This window comes from Nonomuraea thailandensis (assembly GCF_024172165.1).
GTDB lineage: Bacteria > Actinomycetota > Actinomycetes > Streptosporangiales > Streptosporangiaceae > Nonomuraea > Nonomuraea thailandensis.
Map to the genome: position 1 here is coordinate 8640570 of NZ_JAMZEB010000002.1, position 17763 is coordinate 8658332.

General features: G+C 70.5%; 14 protein-coding genes. 5 read left to right on the plus strand and 9 right to left on the minus strand.

What is annotated here, in order from left to right:
- Positions 1–10: 10 nt before the first annotated feature.
- Positions 11–1126 carry a peptide chain release factor 2 gene (gene prfB / locus HD597_RS43430; protein WP_253751522.1) on the minus strand — a complete coding sequence of 372 codons (1116 nt, stop codon included), beginning with the start codon at positions 1124–1126 and terminating at the stop codon, positions 11–13.
- A gap of 47 nt (positions 1127–1173) precedes the next feature.
- On the opposite strand from prfB, the gene HD597_RS43435 reads away from it, so the two are divergent.
- A complete protein-coding gene (locus tag HD597_RS43435; RefSeq protein ID WP_253751525.1) occupies positions 1174–2199 on the plus strand; it encodes a DUF8094 domain-containing protein in 1026 nt (341 codons plus the stop codon).
- A gap of 60 nt (positions 2200–2259) precedes the next feature.
- On the opposite strand, the gene HD597_RS43440 is transcribed toward HD597_RS43435, so the two are convergent.
- The 4 genes from HD597_RS43440 to HD597_RS43455 all read right to left on the minus strand — a co-directional run bounded on the left by HD597_RS43440 (position 2260) and on the right by HD597_RS43455 (position 8805).
- Positions 2260–7134, minus strand: a complete 4875-nt coding sequence (locus HD597_RS43440; protein WP_253751529.1) for an NAD-glutamate dehydrogenase — start codon at positions 7132–7134, stop codon at positions 2260–2262.
- 37 nt (positions 7135–7171) lie between these two features.
- On the minus strand, positions 7172–7975 hold the full coding sequence (locus tag HD597_RS43445) for a tryptophan 2,3-dioxygenase (RefSeq protein ID WP_253751532.1): 804 nt from the start codon (positions 7973–7975) through the stop codon (positions 7172–7174).
- 84 nt (positions 7976–8059) lie between these two features.
- Complete coding sequence (locus tag HD597_RS43450) at positions 8060–8260, minus strand: zf-HC2 domain-containing protein (protein ID WP_253751535.1); 201 nt, start codon at positions 8258–8260, stop codon at positions 8060–8062.
- Positions 8260–8805, minus strand: coding sequence for a sigma-70 family RNA polymerase sigma factor (locus tag HD597_RS43455; protein ID WP_080047242.1), 546 nt, complete (start codon positions 8803–8805; stop codon positions 8260–8262). Before HD597_RS43455 ends, HD597_RS43450 begins: the two co-directional genes overlap by 1 nt.
- Positions 8806–8934: 129 nt before the next feature.
- Here HD597_RS43455 and HD597_RS43460 point away from each other — a divergent pair, with 129 nt between their 5' ends.
- From HD597_RS43460 to HD597_RS43475, 4 genes are all read left to right on the plus strand, one after another.
- The gene (locus tag HD597_RS43460) at positions 8935–9570 is read left to right on the plus strand and encodes a DUF4142 domain-containing protein (RefSeq protein WP_253751537.1); all 636 of its coding nucleotides are present in this window, start codon (positions 8935–8937) and stop codon (positions 9568–9570) included.
- Positions 9567–11030, plus strand: a complete 1464-nt coding sequence (locus HD597_RS43465; protein ID WP_253751540.1) for a DUF1996 domain-containing protein — start codon at positions 9567–9569, stop codon at positions 11028–11030. Before HD597_RS43460 ends, HD597_RS43465 begins: the two co-directional genes overlap by 4 nt.
- A 73-nt stretch (positions 11031–11103) precedes the next feature.
- Complete coding sequence (locus HD597_RS43470; protein WP_253751543.1) at positions 11104–11943, plus strand: ferric reductase-like transmembrane domain-containing protein; 840 nt, start codon at positions 11104–11106, stop codon at positions 11941–11943.
- A 61-nt stretch (positions 11944–12004) separates the two neighbouring features.
- Positions 12005–13579: an NADH-quinone oxidoreductase subunit NuoF family protein gene (locus HD597_RS43475; RefSeq protein ID WP_253751546.1), complete on the plus strand. Its 1575-nt coding sequence runs from the start codon at positions 12005–12007 to the stop codon at positions 13577–13579.
- Between the two features lie 74 nt (positions 13580–13653).
- Here the strand turns inward: HD597_RS43475 and HD597_RS43480 are convergent, their stop codons facing one another.
- The 4 genes from HD597_RS43480 to HD597_RS43495 all read right to left on the minus strand — a co-directional run bounded on the left by HD597_RS43480 (position 13654) and on the right by HD597_RS43495 (position 17680).
- Positions 13654–14256 carry a L,D-transpeptidase family protein gene (locus HD597_RS43480; RefSeq protein ID WP_253751549.1) on the minus strand — a complete coding sequence of 201 codons (603 nt, stop codon included), beginning with the start codon at positions 14254–14256 and terminating at the stop codon, positions 13654–13656.
- 213 nt (positions 14257–14469) lie between these two features.
- The gene (locus tag HD597_RS43485; protein ID WP_253751552.1) at positions 14470–15246 is read right to left on the minus strand and encodes an ABC transporter permease; all 777 of its coding nucleotides are present in this window, start codon (positions 15244–15246) and stop codon (positions 14470–14472) included.
- Positions 15243–16766, minus strand: coding sequence for a DUF1349 domain-containing protein (locus HD597_RS43490; protein ID WP_253751554.1), 1524 nt, complete (start codon positions 16764–16766; stop codon positions 15243–15245). The genes HD597_RS43485 and HD597_RS43490 overlap by 4 nt, the downstream gene beginning before the upstream one ends.
- Positions 16763–17680 (minus strand): ATP-binding cassette domain-containing protein, encoded by a 918-nt coding sequence (locus tag HD597_RS43495; RefSeq protein ID WP_253751557.1) that lies wholly within the window; start codon positions 17678–17680, stop codon positions 16763–16765. Before HD597_RS43495 ends, HD597_RS43490 begins: the two co-directional genes overlap by 4 nt.
- Positions 17681–17763 lie beyond the last annotated feature (83 nt).

Consider the following 17763-nt stretch of genomic DNA (forward strand, 5'->3'; position numbering starts at 1 on the left):
TGCTCGGCACCTACTCGGCGCCCGACTCCTGGCGCCGCATCCAGCGGATCTCCGACTCGATGAACTCGTCGAGGTCGCCGTCGAGCACCGCTGACGGGTTGCCCGCCTCCGTGCCCGTGCGCAGGTCCTTCACGATCTGGTACGGGTGCAGCACGTAGTTGCGGATCTGCGTGCCCCACGACGTGGTCGTGGCGCCGCGCAGCTCCGACATCTTCTCCGCCTCCTCCTGCCGCTTGCGCTCCAGGAGCTTGGCCTGAAGGACGTTCATGGCCGTCGCGCGGTTCTGGAGCTGGGAGCGCTCGTTCTGGCAGGAGACCACGATGCCGGACGGCAGGTGCGTGATGCGCACGGCCGAGTCGGTGGTGTTGACGCCCTGGCCGCCGGGGCCGCTGGAGCGGTAGACGTCGACGCGGATCTCGTCCTCGTTGATGTCGATGTGGTCGGTCTGCTCGACGACCGGCACGATGTCGACGCCGGCGAACGAGGTCTGCCGCCGCCCCTGGTTGTCGAACGGGCTGATGCGGACCAGCCGGTGGGTGCCGTGCTCGCCGCGCAGCGTGCCGTAGGCGTAGGGGGCCTTGATCGTGAACGTGGCCGACTTGATGCCGGCCTCCTCCGCGTAGGAGGTGTCGTAGACCTCGGTGGCGTAGCCCTTGCGCTCGGCGTAGCGCAGGTACATGCGCAGCAGCATCTCGGCCCAGTCGGCCGCGTCGACGCCGCCGGCCTGCGAGTTGATGGTGACGAGCGCCTCGCGGGCGTCGTACTCGCCCGACAGGAGCGTGCGGACCTCCAGGGCGCCGATGTCGGCCTTCAGCCCCTCCAGCTCCTTGTCGGCCTCGGCGCGCGTGTCGTCGTCGCCTTCCTCGGCCGCCAGCTCGTACAGGACCGTGAGGTCCTCCAGACGGCGCGCGACGCCCTCCACGCGGTTGAGCTCGCCCTGGAGGTGGGAGAGCTTGCTGGTGACCTTCTGGGCCTGCTCAGGGTCGTCCCAGAGGTCGGGCGCGGCAACCTGCTGCTCCAGCTCCGCGATCTGCTTGCGCATCGCGTCGAGGTCGAGCACGTCCTGGATGCTGCGGAGCGTGCCCCGGAGCTCGTTGATCTCTTCTGCCGGATCGATGCCTGCCACGTCTCCCAAGGGTACGCGACCCTCGCGGGCCCGAATAACATGGCGAGGTGCGTGCATACGGTCGGCGTGGAATGCTGGCGCTCGCCGCCGGCCTGCTCGCCGGGGTGACCGCCTGCACGGGCGATGCCCCGCGGCCTGCCACCACGCCCGCGGCCGCGGTCACCACGACCCCGTCGCCCGCCGCCGAGGAGCCCGCGGTGACACCGGCGCAGGCGGCCGAGGAGTTCACCGCCTTCACCCTCACCGACGACTCGCTGCGCGGCTCGACCTGGGAGAGCACCTTCGAGGGCAGGCTGACGATGGCGAGCGACATCACGACGGGCGGGCAGTGGCAGATCACCCAGGCCGCCTACGTGTCCACCGGCTCCAGGCCGCCGCGCCGCCAGTGGGGCGCGCCGACGCTGTACGTGCCCAGGTTCCCCCGCAGTGAGCGGGCGCCCTGGTTCAGCGCGCTGGTGACGCGCGACGGCCGGCAGACGCTGCTGACCTTCACCAAGTCCGACCACTGGCGCCTCAGCTCCGCGGCCGAGCTCCTGCCGGGGCAGGAGCTCCCGGAGATCGCGCTCGACGCCGAGGGCTACGCCTCCGTGGTGGCCGCCGATGACAAGTCGGTCACGATCAGCCCGCAGTTCATCGGCCCGGTGCACGCCAGCGTGGCCGAGACGGGCACGGCCGGGGTCACGGCGGGCCTGCTCGGGGCCGGCCCGCTCACCACGGACGTCGCCGAGCAGATCGCCGCCAGCCGGGAGCAGGCCAAGAACGAGGGCTTCAGCTACGACTCGATCTTCAGCGCCGACAACTTCCCCGTCTACGCCCTGCGCACCAAGGACGGCGGGGCGCTGATCCAGTACTCCCTGTCCCGCACCACGTCCACGACGACGAAGACGGCCGAGGACGACTACATCCCGGTGCCGGAGCAGGCCCGGTGGGCGATCAGCGCGCCGGTGTTGCGCCGCACGCTCAAGCTGACCGAGACCCACCAGTACGCCACCGCCGTCCCGCCCCTCACCAACCCGTCCGCCGCGTCCGTGATCGCCCACGACGGCGTGCTGACGCGGGCCTCCGGGCAGTAGCCGCCCTACGGCGCGGGCCCGCCGGGGCGGGCCGTCGGCCGGCCCCGGCGGCTCGTGAGGTCAGGCCTCCGTGTGGGGGAGGTTGCTGGCGGCGACGAGCGTGCGGATCGCGCGCAGCGCGACGGAGAGCGTGGCGAGGTCGAAGTTGTCGCTCTCCCAGATCTCCGACAGCGTCTGGCGGGCCCGGGAGACCGCCGCGGAGTTCGCCTCCGACCACCGCGCCAGCCGCTCCTCCGGAGGCAGCCCCGGCTTGCTGTGGGCCAGCACGTCACGGGTGAGCGAGGCGTGCGCGGCGTACAGGTCGTCGCGCAGCGCGGAGCGGGCGATGGAGTTCCACCGGTTGTCCCTGGGCAGCGCGATGACCCGCTCCCGCAGCCGGGCGAGCTGCAGCCGGTCGGCCAGGTCGAAGTAGACCTCGGCGACCTCGTTGACCGGCCGCCCCGTCAGCGACGAGATCTCCACCAGGTCCAGCGTCGAGTACGCCGGCACCATCCCGGCCACCCGCTCGGCCAGCTCCAGCGGCACGCCGCGGGCCGCGAACGAGTCGCGCCGCTCCTCGTAGGCCGCCAGGTCGGGCCCGGTGAGCAGCTTCGGGATGTGGGCGAGCAGCCCGTTGACCCCCTTGACGAAGAAGCTCACGGACCCGGCCAGGTCCAGCGGCGGCCGGCGGTTGACCAGCAGCCACCGGGCGCCGCGCTCGACCAGCTTGCGGGCCTCCAGCAGCATGGCGATCTGCGTGCCGGTGTCGACCTGGTTGTTCAGCGCCTCCACGGCCCGGTAGAAGCTGGGCAGGTCGAAGACCTCCCGCGCGACCAGGTACGCCCGCACGATGTCGGGCGTCGAGGCGCCGGTCTCCTCGCCGAAGCGGAACATGAAGGTGGTGCCCGCCGAGTTGATCAGCTCGTTCACCACGCAGGTGGTGATGATCTCGCGCCGCAGCGGGTGCTCGTCCATGTACGTGCGGAACCGCTCGCGCAGCGCCGACGGGAAGTAGGAGACCAGCCACGAGGCCAGGTACGGGTCGTCGGGCAGGTCGGACCCGAGCAGCTCGGCGTCGGCCACCAGCTTGGTGTAGGCGAGCAGCACGGAGAACTCGGGCGCGGTCAGCCCCAGCCTGGCCTGGCGCCGCTCGGCCAGCGTCTTGTCCGACGGCAGGAACTCCAGCTCCCGGTTGACCAGCCCCTCCCGCTCCAGCTTGCGCAGGTAGCGGGCGTGGATGTGGAGCATCTCGACCGCCTGCGTGCGGGCGGCGTCGAGGACCACGTTCTGGGCGTGGTTGTCGCGCAGCACGAGGTCGGCCACCTCGTCGGTCATCGAGGTGAAGACCTGGTTGCGCTGCTTGTCGGTCAGCTCGCCGTCGCGGACGACCTGGTCGAGCAGGATCTTGATGTTCACCTCGTGGTCGGAGGTGTCCACGCCGGCCGAGTTGTCGATGAAGTCGGTGTTGACCAGGCCGCCGTTGAGGGCGAACTCGATCCGGGCGAGCTGCGTGAAGCCCAGGTTGCCGCCCTCGCCGATGACCTTGCAGCGCAGGTCGGCGGCGTTCACCCGGAGCCCGTCGTTGGCCTTGTCGCCCACGTCGGTGTGGGACTCGGCGCTCGCCTTGACGTAGGTGCCGATGCCGCCGTTCCAGAGCAGGTCCACCGGGGCCCGCAGGATGGCGCTGATGAGGTCGTTCGGCGCCATGGAGGCGACGCCGGACGGGATACCGAGCGCCTCGCGCATCTGGGGCGTGATCTGGATGGACTTGGCCGTGCGCGGGAAGACGCCGCCGCCCGCGGAGATCAGCTTGGCGTCGTAGTCCTCCCACGAGCTGCGCGGCAGCTCGAACAGCCGCCGCCGCTCGGCGAAGGAGCGGGCCGCGTCGGGCGAGGGGTCCACGAAGACGTGGCGGTGGTCGAACGCGGCGATCAGCCGGATGTGCTGCGACAGCAGCATGCCGTTGCCGAACACGTCGCCCGACATGTCGCCGATGCCGGCCACGGTGAAGTCGGTGGTCTGGACGTCCACGCCCATGGTGCGGAAGTGGTACTTGACCGACTCCCAGGCGCCGCGGGCGGTGATGCCCATGGCCTTGTGGTCGTAGCCGATGGAGCCGCCGGAGGCGAAGGCGTCGCCGAGCCAGAAGCCGTACTCCTTGGCCACGCTGTTGGCGATGTCGGAGAAGGTGGCGGTCCCCTTGTCGGCGGCGACGACGAGGTAGGTGTCGTCGCCGTCGTGCCTGACCACGTCGGGCGGGGGCACGACCTTGCCGTCCACGAGGTTGTCGGTGATGTCGAGCAGCCCGGAGATGAACATCCGGTAGCAGGCCACGCCTTCGGCGAGCAGATCCTCCCGCAAACCAGACTTAGGCGGACGCTTAACGACAAATCCGCCCTTGGACCCAGTCGGCACAATAACGGTATTTTTCACCATCTGCGCCTTGACGAGGCCGAGAATCTCCGTGCGGAAGTCCTCCATCCGGTCCGACCACCGCAACCCGCCGCGCGCGACTTTCCCGAAGCGCAGATGCACGCCCTCGACCCGCGGCGAATACACGAATATCTCGTACTTCGGCCGCGGCAACGGCAACACGCTGATGGCCTGCGGGTCGAATTTGAGAGATATGTACGGTTTGCGCTCTCCATCCACTGTTTGGAAGTAGTTGGTGCGCAATGTCGCCTGAATCATCTCCAGGTACGCCCGGAGAATGCGGTCCTCGTCCAGCGAGGCCACCTCGTCCAGCGACCGCAGGATCTCCTCGTTGAGCGCCTCCACGAGGTCCACCCGCACGTCCTCGCCCCGCCGCGGATCGAGCTTGGCCTCGAACAGCCGGACGAGCAGCCGCGCCACCCGCACGTTGTCGCGCAGCACCCGCTCCATGTAGAGCTGCGAGAAGGTGCTGCCCGCCTGCCGCAGGTACTTGGCGTAGACCCGCAGGATCTCCACCTGCTCCCAGGTCAGCCCGGCCCGCAGGATCAGCGCGTTGAAGTCGTCGTCCTGCACCCGGCCCTTCCACAGGGCGGCCAGGCCGTCCTGGAAGAGCCGCTTGAAGTCGTTCCTGTCGACCTCGTCCGACGGCGTGTAGCGCAGGCCGAAGTCGTAGATCCAGGCGTTCTTGGTGCTGGGGTCGTTGTCGCGGTCGATCTCGTACGGGCGCTCGTCCACGACCTCCACGCCGAGCCGCTGGATCAGCGGCAGCGCCTGGGACAGCGAGATGGGCGAGCCGACCTTGTAGATCTTCAGCCGCCGCTCCCCCTCCGCGGCGTCGTACGGCTCGTAGAGGTTGATCCCGACCTGCTCGCCGTCGCCCGCCTCGACGATCTGCTCCAGCCGCCGCAGGTCGACCACGGCCACCTTGGGCGGGAAGTCGGCCTTGTACCCCTCGGGGAAGGCGGAGGCGTAGCGCCTGATGAGCGTGGGGGCCTCCTCCTCGGAGGTCATCTCGGTCAGCGCGGTGGCCAGGTCGTCCTCCCAGGAGCGGGTGAGGGCGGCCAGGCGCGCCTCCAGCTCCTCCACGTCCACGCTGGGCGGCGGGAGCTGCCGGCCGCGCTCGCCCCTGACGACCACGTGCAGGCGGGCCAGCACCGACTCGCCGATCATCGCGCTGTAGTCGAGCGACCGGCCGCCGAGCGCCTTGAGCAGCACCTCCTGCATCTTCAGCCGCACCTTCGTGGTGTAGCGGTCGCGCGGGAGATAGATCAGGCAGGAGATGTAGCGGCCGTAGTCGTCGCGCCGCAGGAACAGCTTGACCTGCTTGCGCTCGCGCAGCCGCAGCACGCCCATCGCGATCGGCAGGAGCTGCTCGACCGAGGTCTGGAACAGCTCGTCGCGCGGGAACGTCTCCAGGATCTCGATGAGGTCCTTGCCGTCGTGGCTGTCGGGGGCCAGCCCGGCCTCGTTCAGCACGCCGGCCAGCTTGCGCCGCAGCACCGGGATGCGGGAGATCGACTCGTTGTAGGCCACGTGGGTGAACAGGCCGAGGAAGCGCCGCTCCCCGACCACCTCGCCCTCCGGAGAGAACAGCTTGACGCCGATGTAGTCGAGGTAGGTGGCCCGGTGCACGGTGGCCCTGGAGTTGGCCTTCGTGATGATCATGAGCTGCTTCTCGCGCGCCTTGGCCCGCACCTCGGCGGGCAGCGACGCGAAGCTCCCCGAGCCCACCTTGTCGTCGCGCAGGATGCCCAGCGCGGCCCCGGGCAGCGCGCGCAGCGTCTCGCCCTCGTCGGTGTCCTCCAGGCGGTACTCGCGGTAGCCGAGGAAGGTGAAGTGCCCGTCGGCGAGCCAGCGCAGCAGGTCGATACTGTCCTCGACCTCGGCGGGCTCCAGCGGCGGCGGGTTCATGCTCAGGTCTTCGGCGGTCTGGACGGCCAGCGCCCGCATCTTCCTGAAGTCCTCGACCGAGTGGCGCACGTCGGTGAGCACGCGCTGCAGGTCGGCCTCGATGGCCTTGAGCGCCTCGTCGTCGGACTGGCGGTCGATCTCGATGTGGATCCACGACTCGACCAGCATCTGGCCGGTCACGTCCTCCTGGCCGCGGCCGAGCATCCGGCCCGTCATGTCACGGCGCACCCGCATCTGCGGGTGGACCACCAGGTGCACGCCGAAGTCGTGCCGGTCGAGCTCCATGGTGACCGAGTCGACCAGGAACGGCATGTCGTCGGTGACCACCTCGACCACCGAGTGGCCGGGGTCCCAGCCGTGCTCGTCCAGCGTGGGGGTGTAGGCCCTGACCACGGCCCTGCCCTGGGGGCGGAGCTCGGCGAGCCGTCTCTGGGACATCGCGGGACCGTACACGTCAACGGGGTTGCGGTCGAGCAGGTCCTCCGGGGCGACATGCCGATAGTAGAACCGCAGGAAGGACAGTGCCTCCTCGGGGCTCACATGGTCACTGCCCACCGCGCAACTCTCGGCGGCTCGCTGGAGCAGCTCATCCTTGGCCTCGTCGAGCGGCATATCGCTCTCACTCCTTTGTGAGGGTTTGCCAACGTGTTCATAGCCAGGCCCTAAGTTCCCACAGCAGTGGGAAGTAGTGCAGGCGTGCCCTACCGCGCAGGTAGGGGGCACCGGTCGAGCCGCCTGTGCCCGACTTGGTGCCGATCTGGCGTTCGACCATCTGGACATGGCGCATCCGCCACAACGCGGCGGTCTCGTCGTGCGTCAGGAGGTCTTCGGCCAGTTGCCACAGGTCGTCGTAGGACCCGCGGTTTCTCGCCACGGCCAGCAGCGAAGTCATGATCTCGTCGTCCGAGACCGGCAGGCCACGCTGGGAGAGGGCTGTCAGGTAAGCATCCCACAGCGTGGGCTCGGCGAGCCTGCGGCGCAGCCGGGCCAGCTCCTCGTCGGAGACGTGCCGGAACGAGCCGAGATAGCGCTCGTCGCGCAGCCCGGACAGGAACTCCAGCTCGCGGAACTGCACCGACTGGAACCCGCTGGCGGGCGCCAGCTTGGCGCGGAACTCCATGAAGTCCTGGGGCGTCATCGTCTCCAGGACCTCGACCTGCTCGATCAGCACCCGCTCGACCGCGTGCACGCGCTTGAACAGCTGCCTGGCCTTCCACAGCTCTCCCGCGAACATGGCCTCGCGGGCGCCTTCCAGCTCGTGGAGCAGCAGCTTGAACCACAGCTCGTAGACCTGGTGGATGGTGATGAAGAGCAGCTCGTCGGGAGCCTGCGACTGCGGCTGCTGCTGGGCGAGGAGCTCGGGCAGGCGAAGGTAGCCGCCGTACGACAGCCGACCGCCTTCCTCGCCGAACTGACGGCGCGGGGGACCGGAAGCATCACCGTCGATGCCCACCGAACACCTCCCCCTGACCGCCCGGCCGCGCGGGGCCGGGCGTAACGCCTTGCCTACCGATACCACCCGAAAAGGGGACAGACGTCAACGTGACATCGTCATGGGCGGATCGTCACCGGAAGTCGAGGAGGGATCGTTCTTGAGCTCATCGAGCTGCTCCGGCAGCTCGGCGAGCTCAATCAGCTCCGCCTGGCACTGCTCACACGTGTCGAGGTGGCGTTCGAAGGCCTCGTGCTCCTCATCATCGAGGACGCCGAGGACGTAGGCGGCCACCCCGTCATGCATCAGCCGGCTACCCCCTTGTCCCGCAGTAGCTCACGGAGAGCCCGGATCCCGTAGTAGAGCCGGGACTTCACCGTGCCCGGCGGGATCCCCAGAATCTCCGCCGCTTCACTTATCGTACGGTCTCGGAGGTAGGTCTGCTCAATGACTTCGCGGTGTTCTTCGGACAGGGACCGCAGCGCGTCCGCGACGACCATCGCCGATAAGGCGCGCTCCGATCCATCGGGCACCGACATCATGTCGACTTCAGGCGGCTCGACCTCTTGGGGCCGGACGCTCTTCCGCCGACGACCGTCAATGACTATGCGACGGGCCACTGTCAGCAGCCACGCCCATATGAGGCTCGGTTCCCATTGCAGTCTTGCCGAGTTCCGCCAGGCCCTGACGATCGTCTCCTGCACGACGTCTTCAGCCCACTGAAGGTCGTTACCTGTTGATTTGCGTACGTGGCGCAGCAGAGGGCCGCCGAACTCCTGGTAAAGCACCGCGATGCGGTGCTCCGCCTCGGCATCCGCACTCTCGAACCTGCCGTCGAGGTGACCTAGCACGGGGCACATCTTTACACCTTCGTTATCCAAGCGGTAGCCACTCCGATAACTCCAGTCATTTCTAACTATTCCCGGCCATGCGTGAACCTGGACCGAGACGCCCGCGTACCTCCGACCATGCACAGGCTTTTGCGCGGCGAGATGTTCATGCTCGGCGGCTTCGTCGTAGCCGCCGCCGTGACGATCGCGCTGGTCATGCCGCCGGCGATCGATCCCGCGGCCGCCCAGTGGACGCAGACCTCATCGGGGCCTCTCACGGCCGCCGACCGCGATCTGCTGGTCAAGGTACGCCAGGCGGGCCTCTGGGAGATGCCCGTCGGTGAGTACGCCCAGACCCGCGCCGAGTCCCAGCGTGTGAAGGAAGTCGGCAAATTGATCATGGAAGAGCACATGGAGCTCGACCTGATCACGCGCCAGGTTGCGAAGAAGCTCGGCGTGGCGCTGCCCGACGAGCCCAACGCCGACCAGCAGAGCTGGATGGCCCAGCTCGCGGCCGAAAGCGGGCCGGCCTTCGACAAGGACTTCGCGAACCTGCTGCGTGCCGCGCACGGCAAGGTCTTCACCGTCGTGGCGGGCGTACGGTCCGGGACGCGCAACTCCGAGATCAGGAAGTTCGCCCAGGAAGGCATCAACTACGTGATGCGCCACATGGGCTATCTGGAGTCCACCCGCCTGGTCGACCACAACCAGTTGCCCGAACCCCCGACGCCCTCACCCGCTCCACCCGTCGCACTGGCGGTTGAAAAGAGGAGACACACATCATGAGATCCAGACGCATGGCCGCGGCCGTGACCACCCTCGCGGTGGTGGCGAGCGGCCTGGTGTCCGCGGCCGTCATCGGCGTCGGCCCGGTTCTGGCCGACCACTGCGATCCGGCGGAGGCCACCCAGTCACCTCAGGCGAGCCAGACCCAGCAGCCGGATCAGAACCAGGACCAGGGCCAGCAGCAGGACCAGAACCAGGACCAGGGACAGCAACAGGACCAGGGTCAGCAACAGGATCAGAACCAGCAGGGACAGCAACAGGACCAGCAGACCGACCAGCAGGGCACCGGCCAGACCGACGACGAGCAGCAGGCCCCCCAGGGCGGCGGCATCGCGCTGCTCGACCCGGCGCAGCCGCCGGAGACCGACGCCCCGGACGCTCCGGAGGCCGGCAACCCCGAGGCCGAGCCCGAGCAGAGCGCCGAGACCTTCGGCCGCCGCCGCGGCGGCAACCAGCCCACCCGCACGCCCACCCCGAGCCCCAGCCAGACCCAGAACCCCGACGACGGCGGGTCCACCGCCTCGCCGAGCGCCTCGCCGACCGGCTCGGCCTCGCCCTCGCCCACCGGGACGGGCGGCGCCGAGGAGCAGTGCGCCGACCTGGGCCCGTTCCCCGAGGACTTCGTGGACATCCGCCAGGTCGCGCCGGTGAACGACCAGGCCCGCACCGGCCGCAACGGCTCGCGTGGCACGTTCGTCTCGCAGTGCGGCACCAACCGCAACGGCCACAACAACCCCGACAACTTCATCGTGGCCCCCGGCGTGAGCAACGGTGCGCACCACCTGCACGACTACGTGGGCAACCTGTCGACGGACGCCTTCTCCACCGACGAGAGCCTGGCCGCGGCCGGGACGACCTGCCGGCTGAACGACCGGTCCACCTACTTCTGGCCGGTACTCAGGGACCGCAGGTCCGACGCGAACGCCACCGACCCCGACGGCAACGTCGGCCAGGTCCTGCGTCCGCGCTCCGTGACGCTCCAGTTCCGCGGGAACGCCGCCGCCCGGGTGGTCGAGATGCCGAGGTTCATCCGGATCATCACGGGTGACGCCAAGGCGGCCACGAACGGCGGGGCCAACGCCAAGGCCGGCTGGAGCTGCTCGGGATTCCAAAATCGCATAAGTCCCGACAAATACACGCTTTGCCCGCGCGGCGGCCAGGTCCTCCGTATTCTGGACTTCCCCAGCTGCTGGGACGGTCAGAACACCGACAGCGCCAACCACCGCACACACGTGGTCTTCCCCGGCCAGGGTGGTGCCTGCCCCCAGGGCACCAGAGCGATTCCGCAGCTACGCATGACGCTCGCGTACAACGTGCCGCAAGGTCCTTCGTACGCCGTGGACGCCTTCCCTGAGCAGAAGCACAACCCCGTCACCGACCACGGTGACTTCGCCAACGTGATGCCCGACCGGCTGATGCAGTTCGTCGTCTCATGCATCAACCGTGGCCGCCGTTGCTGATCTGATCGTCGTCGCCCTCACGGGCAACGCAGCTCTCCGAGTCGCACCCTCACCCGACCTTGGAGGGAAATACATGCTCCACAGACGACACCCCAGGCACGCCCCCACTCTGCTGGACACCAGGAACGTCCGGCTGGGGGCGAGCGCCTCCATCGCGGCCCTCGTGCTGTCAGTGTTCGCGCTGACCAGGACGGAACGCGGGATCGCGCTGCTCGGCCGAGGGGTCGGCTTCCTCGAGTTCTACGCGGGCGTGTTCGCCCTGGTGCTGCTGACCGCGACCGTCGCGCTCGGCCTGCTCACCACGGAACGCGTCTTCCTGTCACCGGCCAACCGGGTCAGGGCCCAGCTCGCCCACCGGGCCACCGCGCTCATCGGGCTGGCGTACCTGGTCACGCACATCACACTCATGATCAGCCTCGGGCACGTGCCGCCGGGGGCGGCGGTCGTGCCGGTCGCCGGGATCTACGTGGGGCTCGGCACCCTGGCCTTCGACCTGATGGTCCTGGCCGTGGTGACGGGAATGCTCAGGGGGCGGTTCGCTACGCGGACCAGGCCGTGGCTGTGGCGGATCCTCCACTCCGCCGCGTACCTGGCCTGGCCCGTCGGGATCATGCACGGACTGACGGCCGGCCGCCCGCCGGCCGGCTGGGTGGCCTGGTCGTACGTGGCCAGCATGGCGGCGGTCGGCGGCGCGCTGATCGTCCGCGTGCTGGCGACGGTGCGCAGGCCGCCGGTCGTACCCGAGAAGGTCAACATGCCCGCCGTGACCGCTCCCGCCGCCCTGGGCGTGCCGTCGGAGCGGCCCCAGCAGGCCAAGCAGAAGACTCCGGTCCCGGCCGGAGCGACGGCGACAGCCGTCAAGGCACCCGTCAGCCTCGCCGAGGCCCGCCGCAGATACCGGGAGGCAGGATGATCCTGCTCGCAGCCCCCAAGGAGCGACTGTGATTCCGGCCAGAGTGCCACGGGTGTTACGCATGGGTCCGGCCCGGCTCACCGCCGGGCTGGACCACTGCCGTCGCCTGGACCTGCCCGCCCACCGCACCCTCCACGGCGTCATGGAGCCCAGGGAGCTGGGCGAGCTCATCTCGTACGCCAACGAGGTGGACATGCGCGGCCGGGGCGGCGCGGCCTTCCCGTTCGCCCGCAAGCTGCGCGCCGTGGCCGACGCGGCCCGCTCGGGCGGCGAGTGCGTCGTGCTGGTCAACGGCGCCGAGGGCGAGCCGGCCAGCTCCAAGGACGCCATGCTGCTCACCCGCAACCCGCACCTCGTGCTGGACGGCGCGGTGCTGGCGGCCGAGGCGCTGGGCGCCCGCGAGGTGGTCGTCGCCACGGCCGGCGGCGAGGTCGCCGAGGCGTCCGTCACCGCCGCCGTGAACGAGCGCCGCGCGGCCAACGTGTCCGGCGGAGCCGAGAGCCGGGTCCCGATCAGAGTGGTCGGGATCAAGGAGCGGTTCATCTCCGGCGAGGGCGGCGCGCTGGTCAAGGCCGTGAACGGAGAGGAGGGCATCCCGCCGGGCAGGAAGAAGCGGGCCGCGACGAGCGGCGTGGACGGGCTGCCGACGCTGCTGTCCAACACGGAGACGTACGCGCAGTTCGCGCTGCTCGCCGAGTACGGGCCGGAGAAGTACGCCGAGGTGGGCACCGCCAAGGAGCCCGGCACGATCCTGCTCACGGTCAGCGGCGGCGCGGCCCACGGCGCGGTCATCGAGGCGCCCACGGGGACGTACCTGTCGGACGTGCTGGGCCTGTGCGAGGCGGAGATCGGCGACGGCGTGCTCATCGGCGGCTACCACGGCGCGTGGCTGTCGGCCGGCGTCGTCGAGACGGCCGTGATCTCCCGCGAGGGCATGAAGCAGGCCGGGGCCACGCTCGGGGCCGGGATCATCGTCCCGCTCGGCGAGTCCACCTGCGCCCTGGGCGAGGCCGCCCGGGTCGCCGCCTTCCTCGCGGCGGAGTCCGCGGGCCAGTGCGGTCCGTGCCGGCTCGGCCTGCCCGACATCGCCAAGGCCATGTACGCGCTGGTCGAGGGCACCGGCTCCATCGACGCGGTACGGCGCTGCGTGCGCGGCGTCGAGCGGCGCGGGGCGTGCTTCCACCCGGACGGCACGGCCAAGTTCGTGCTGTCGGCCCTGGACGCGTTCGAGGTCGAGATCGCGCAACATCTGGAGCAGGGCTCCTGCGGCCGCCCCGTGCGCGGGGTGCTGCCGATGCCGGAGCGCGAGGCCGAGCCCGAGTACCGGCTGGAGGTCGACTGGTCCCGCTGCCAGGGGCACGGGCTGTGCGCGCACCTGCTGCCCGAGTTCGTGGACCTGGACGACTACGGGTTCCCGTCGTTCCGCCAGATCCCGGGCTTCATGGCCAAGGAGGCGCGGCGGGCGGTCGACATGTGCCCGGCGCTGGCTCTGCGGCTGGCCCAGACCAACGGCGGGGACCACGGCGGCGGGCCCAAGCCCGCGGGCAGGCCGCTGCGGCTGGTCAAGGACGGAGTGATGAAGAAGGCAGGAGAGAGCGTGCCGCGGCTCACCCGCGTCGGCATCGCGCGCGCCTGATCGTGAGGGGCGTGACCCAGAAAAGCGTTATTTCGGAATAGCGCCGATATGAATAATGTCGGCGCTGTTCAACGTCACATGATCTTGCCGCGCACATAAACGGGCTCACCGATCTTCACCATCTCGAACAACCGCTTGGACGTCGTCAACGGCACGCGCACGCAGCCGTGGGAGGCCGGGCGCAGCGGCACCTTCGTCGAGCCGTGCATGGCGATGCCCCCCACGAAGTACAGCGAGTTGTACATCGATCCGAGCCGCCCCGTCGTCCAGCCCGGCGCCCGCCGGGAGACGCGGAAGTCGCCGACCGGCGTGATGGCGTTGCCGCAGCGGCCGTCCTCGCAGTAACGCACCTCGGCGCCGGACGAGATGTGCGTGATCAGCGCGGGCTTGCGGTCGCGGTAGACGGTCAGGAGCTGGTCGCGCAGGCTGATCTCCACCCGGTCGGCGCCGCCGTTCGGCACCAGCGGGCGGCGGTGCGCCGACCGCTCCAGCGCCGCCCACACCCGCGAGCCGACCTCGCCCTGCGGCATGATCCTGCGGTGCTTCTGCAGCGCCCACACGGCCATCTTGGTCTGCTCGTCGTAGACGCCGTTGATCTTCCCGAAGTAGTAGCGGCCCCGGTGCAGCTTCTCCTGCAGCACCTTGACGGCCATTCCCCGGTCTCCCGGCTTCAGCACGACCCCGGACACCTGACCGGCCTGGTCCGTGTGGTCGGCCGCAGCGGGAGCCGGAATCGCACAGACGGCGGCGGCGGCGACGCCAAGAGCGGCTATTCTTTGAAGCTTTATCCTCATAAATCAACGCCTACCCGCACCGCAGAGAATTCATGGCTTTTATCAAGCAAAGCCCCGGCTAATAACCGGATCCCGGCTAAATCGGTTATTTCGTATTTAGGCGTCACGTGCGCGGAGCAGCAGCCCGCCGCACACCAGCGCCGCCCCGGCCCAGGCCGCGGCCACGCCCAGCCCCGCCCACGCGCCGATGGGCATGGCGGGCAGGGTCGTGGTGGCCTGGACGGCCAGCCCCGCGTTCATCGGCGACAACCTCCAGAGCAGGCGCTGCACGTCCTCGTTCCTGATCATCAGGACGACCATCGGGAAGAGATAGATCAGCCCCAGCACGGCCCCCGCCGAGACCGCCGAGTCCCGCACGGCCGTCGCCACGCCCGCGCTCAGCACCGCGATCAGCACCAGATAGAGCACCGACCCGGCCGCCGCCCGCAACGTGGGCCCGTCGGCGAGCGACAGCGGCGGGTAGCCGTGCTCGGGAGTGAAGCCGTTGCCGGGCAGCAGCAGCCGCGCCACCAGCAGGGAGCCGAGCACGCCGAGCGCCCCCGCGGCCGACGTCAGCCCGGCGAGCAGGGCGGTCCTGGCGGCCAGCGCGGTCATCCGGCGCGGCATCGCCGTCAGGCTGGTGCGGACCATCCCCGTGCTGTACTCCCCGCAGACCGCCACCACCGCCAGCAGCGCCACCAGCCCCTGTCCGAGCTGCACCCCGAACAGGCCGACGCGGGCGGCGTCCTGACCGCAGCCCGCCGACGGGCACTCCATCGCGCCGGCCGCGGCCGCGCTGCCCGCCACGGTCAGCGCGACGATCCCGATCAGCAGCCGGACGGGCCCCGGCACCGTGCGCAGCTTGGTCCACTCGGCGTGCAGTTCCCGCCTCACGCGTCCCTCCCGTTCAGGCGGCGCACGGCCAGGCCGAGCGCGAGGGCCGCGTACGCGCACAACACCGCGAACCCGGCCCACGGCGGCAGCGGGAAGTACCCCATCGCGGGCACGTAGTGCGAGATCACCTGCTCGTACGCCGGCACGCTCTGCTGGATCGCGAAGCCGGCGGCCGGGGTGAGCCGCAGCAGCCAGCGCGACACCTCGTCGGGCAGGATGGACGCGGTCCCCAGCACGTACGGGACCACGAGCACCACGATCGCCGCGATGACCGCGGGCGCGCTGCGCCGGAACAGGGCGCCCAGCGCGAGGGCCAGCACGGCGGACACAGCGAGGACGCCCGCGGCGCCCACGATCACCCGCACCTCCGTGAGCGTGCTCACCGGCAGCGTGAAGATGCCGTTGCCGCGCAGCAGTCGCACCCCGAGCGGCACCGTGACGGCCGCTCCCACCAGCCCGGCGGCGAACGTGGCCGCGCCCACCACCACGGCCTTGGCCACCAGCGTCCGGCCACGCCGCGGGCCGGCCAGCAGCGTCGTGCGGATCAGGCCGCGCCGGTACTCCGTCGTGACGAACAGCACCGCCACCACGATCACCACGACGAGCGCGATCAGCGCGCCGGTCAGCGTCCGCTCGACGGTGCCCTCGGTCGTGTTGGGGGCGATGTCGCCCGTCCCGGTGATGGCGAACGTGCCGCCGTTCCTGGCGAGGCCGCCGGGGTGGTGCGGGGTGCCGTCCACGTCGTAGTCCACGCCGATGTCGTCCTGCTGCCACGTGCGGGACGTCGTGCCGCCGACGCTGACCTGGTCCACGAGCGCGGTGACCTCGCTGAAGCGGCCGGCCGTGGCCGTGCCGCCGAGCGGGTTGCTCTCCACCCGCACGTCCGGCGGCGAGGCGGCGAACAGGCCGATGCGCACCTTCGCGGGCAGCCCCTCCAGCCGGGCCGTGCCGACCGTGGACCACTGCCTCCCGTCGGCCGACTCCTCGCCGATGATCGTGTCCCTGGTGCGGCTCAGGCGCAGCCAGCGCGGCGATCCGGGCGACACGCCCCGCGGGCCGCCCGCCACGTCTTCGGTGAAGTCGTGCTGCATGCGCACGCCGTGGGCGCCGGTGACCATGACGGCGGCGTACGCGGCCCCCTGCTCGGTGCTCTCCTTGACCATGAGGCCCGCCTTCGCCCACGGCACGACGCCGGGGACCACGTTCCGCACGCCGGGCGTCGCGTCGGGCAGGCGGATCTGGCCGCTCATGGAGCTCACCCTGGCGGTGATGGCGCCGTTGCCGTCCAGCGGCATGCTGACGAAGTAGAAGCGGTCGACGACCGCCGTGCCGTCGGGGCCCAGCGTCGGCGCCGGGCAGGGCACCTCGACCGGGCCCTTGCTGCACGACGAGTAGCTGCCGGTGGCGAAGAGCACGCCCAGCCCGACGACGGCGAGGCAGGCGGCCACCAGCCCGGCCACCCAGCCGCGTACCGTCCTGAGCTTGGTCCACTCCGCGTGCAGCACGTGACGCAAGCTCATCGCGCCGCCCCCCTGAACTCCACGGCGTCCCTCGTCAGCTCCAGGTACGCCTCCTCCAGCGTCGCCCGGTGCGCGCTCACCTCCGAGAACGGCACCTGCCGCGCGCCGAGCAGCCGCACCACCTCCCCGGCTGGCATCCCGGAGACGACCACCGTGTCCCGCTCGCTGACCGTCACCGTCGCCCCGGCCCCGGCCAGCGCCGACATGGCCGCGGACCGGGCCGTGGTGCGCAGCGTCACCCGGTCCTGGGAGGCCGCGGCGATCAGCTCGGACACCGCGACGTCCGCGACCACCCGGCCGCGCCCCACCACCACGAGGTGGCCGGCGGTGTCCTCCAGCTCGCTCATCAGGTGGCTGGAGACCAGCACCGCGCGCCCCTCGGCGGCCAGCGACCGCAGGAACCCGCGGATCCACACGATGCCCTCCGGGTCCAGCCCGTTGAACGGCTCGTCCAGCATGAGCACCGGCGGGTCGCCCAGCAGGGCGGCGGCGATGCCCAGCCGCTGCCGCATGCCCAGCGAGAACCCGCCGGCCCTGCGCCTCCCCGCCGCCGTCAGCCCCACCAGCTCCAATGTCTCGTCCACGCGCCGCGCCCCCAGCCCCTGCGAGTGGGCCAGCCACAGCAGGTGGTTGCGTGCCGTGCGGCCCGGCTGCAGCGCGCCCGCGTCGAGCAGCGCGCCGACGTGGCTCAGCGGGCGGCGCAGGCTCCGGTACGTCCTGCCGCCCACCAGCGCGTGTCCCTCGTCAGGCGCGTCCAGGCCGAGCACCACGCGCATCGTCGTGGACTTGCCCGCGCCGTTCGGCCCGACGAACCCGGTCACCTGGCCGGGCAGCACCGTGAACGTCATCCCGTCCAGCGCCGTCGTCTGGCCGAACCGCTTGCGCAGCCCGGTGACTTCGATGGTTGCTTCCATGTCCAGGCACACTAGGCAGCGGGTGGCCGGGCGGTCGTCACGCCTGAGAGCGATTGTCGGGATCACTCTCGTCCGCGAGCTAC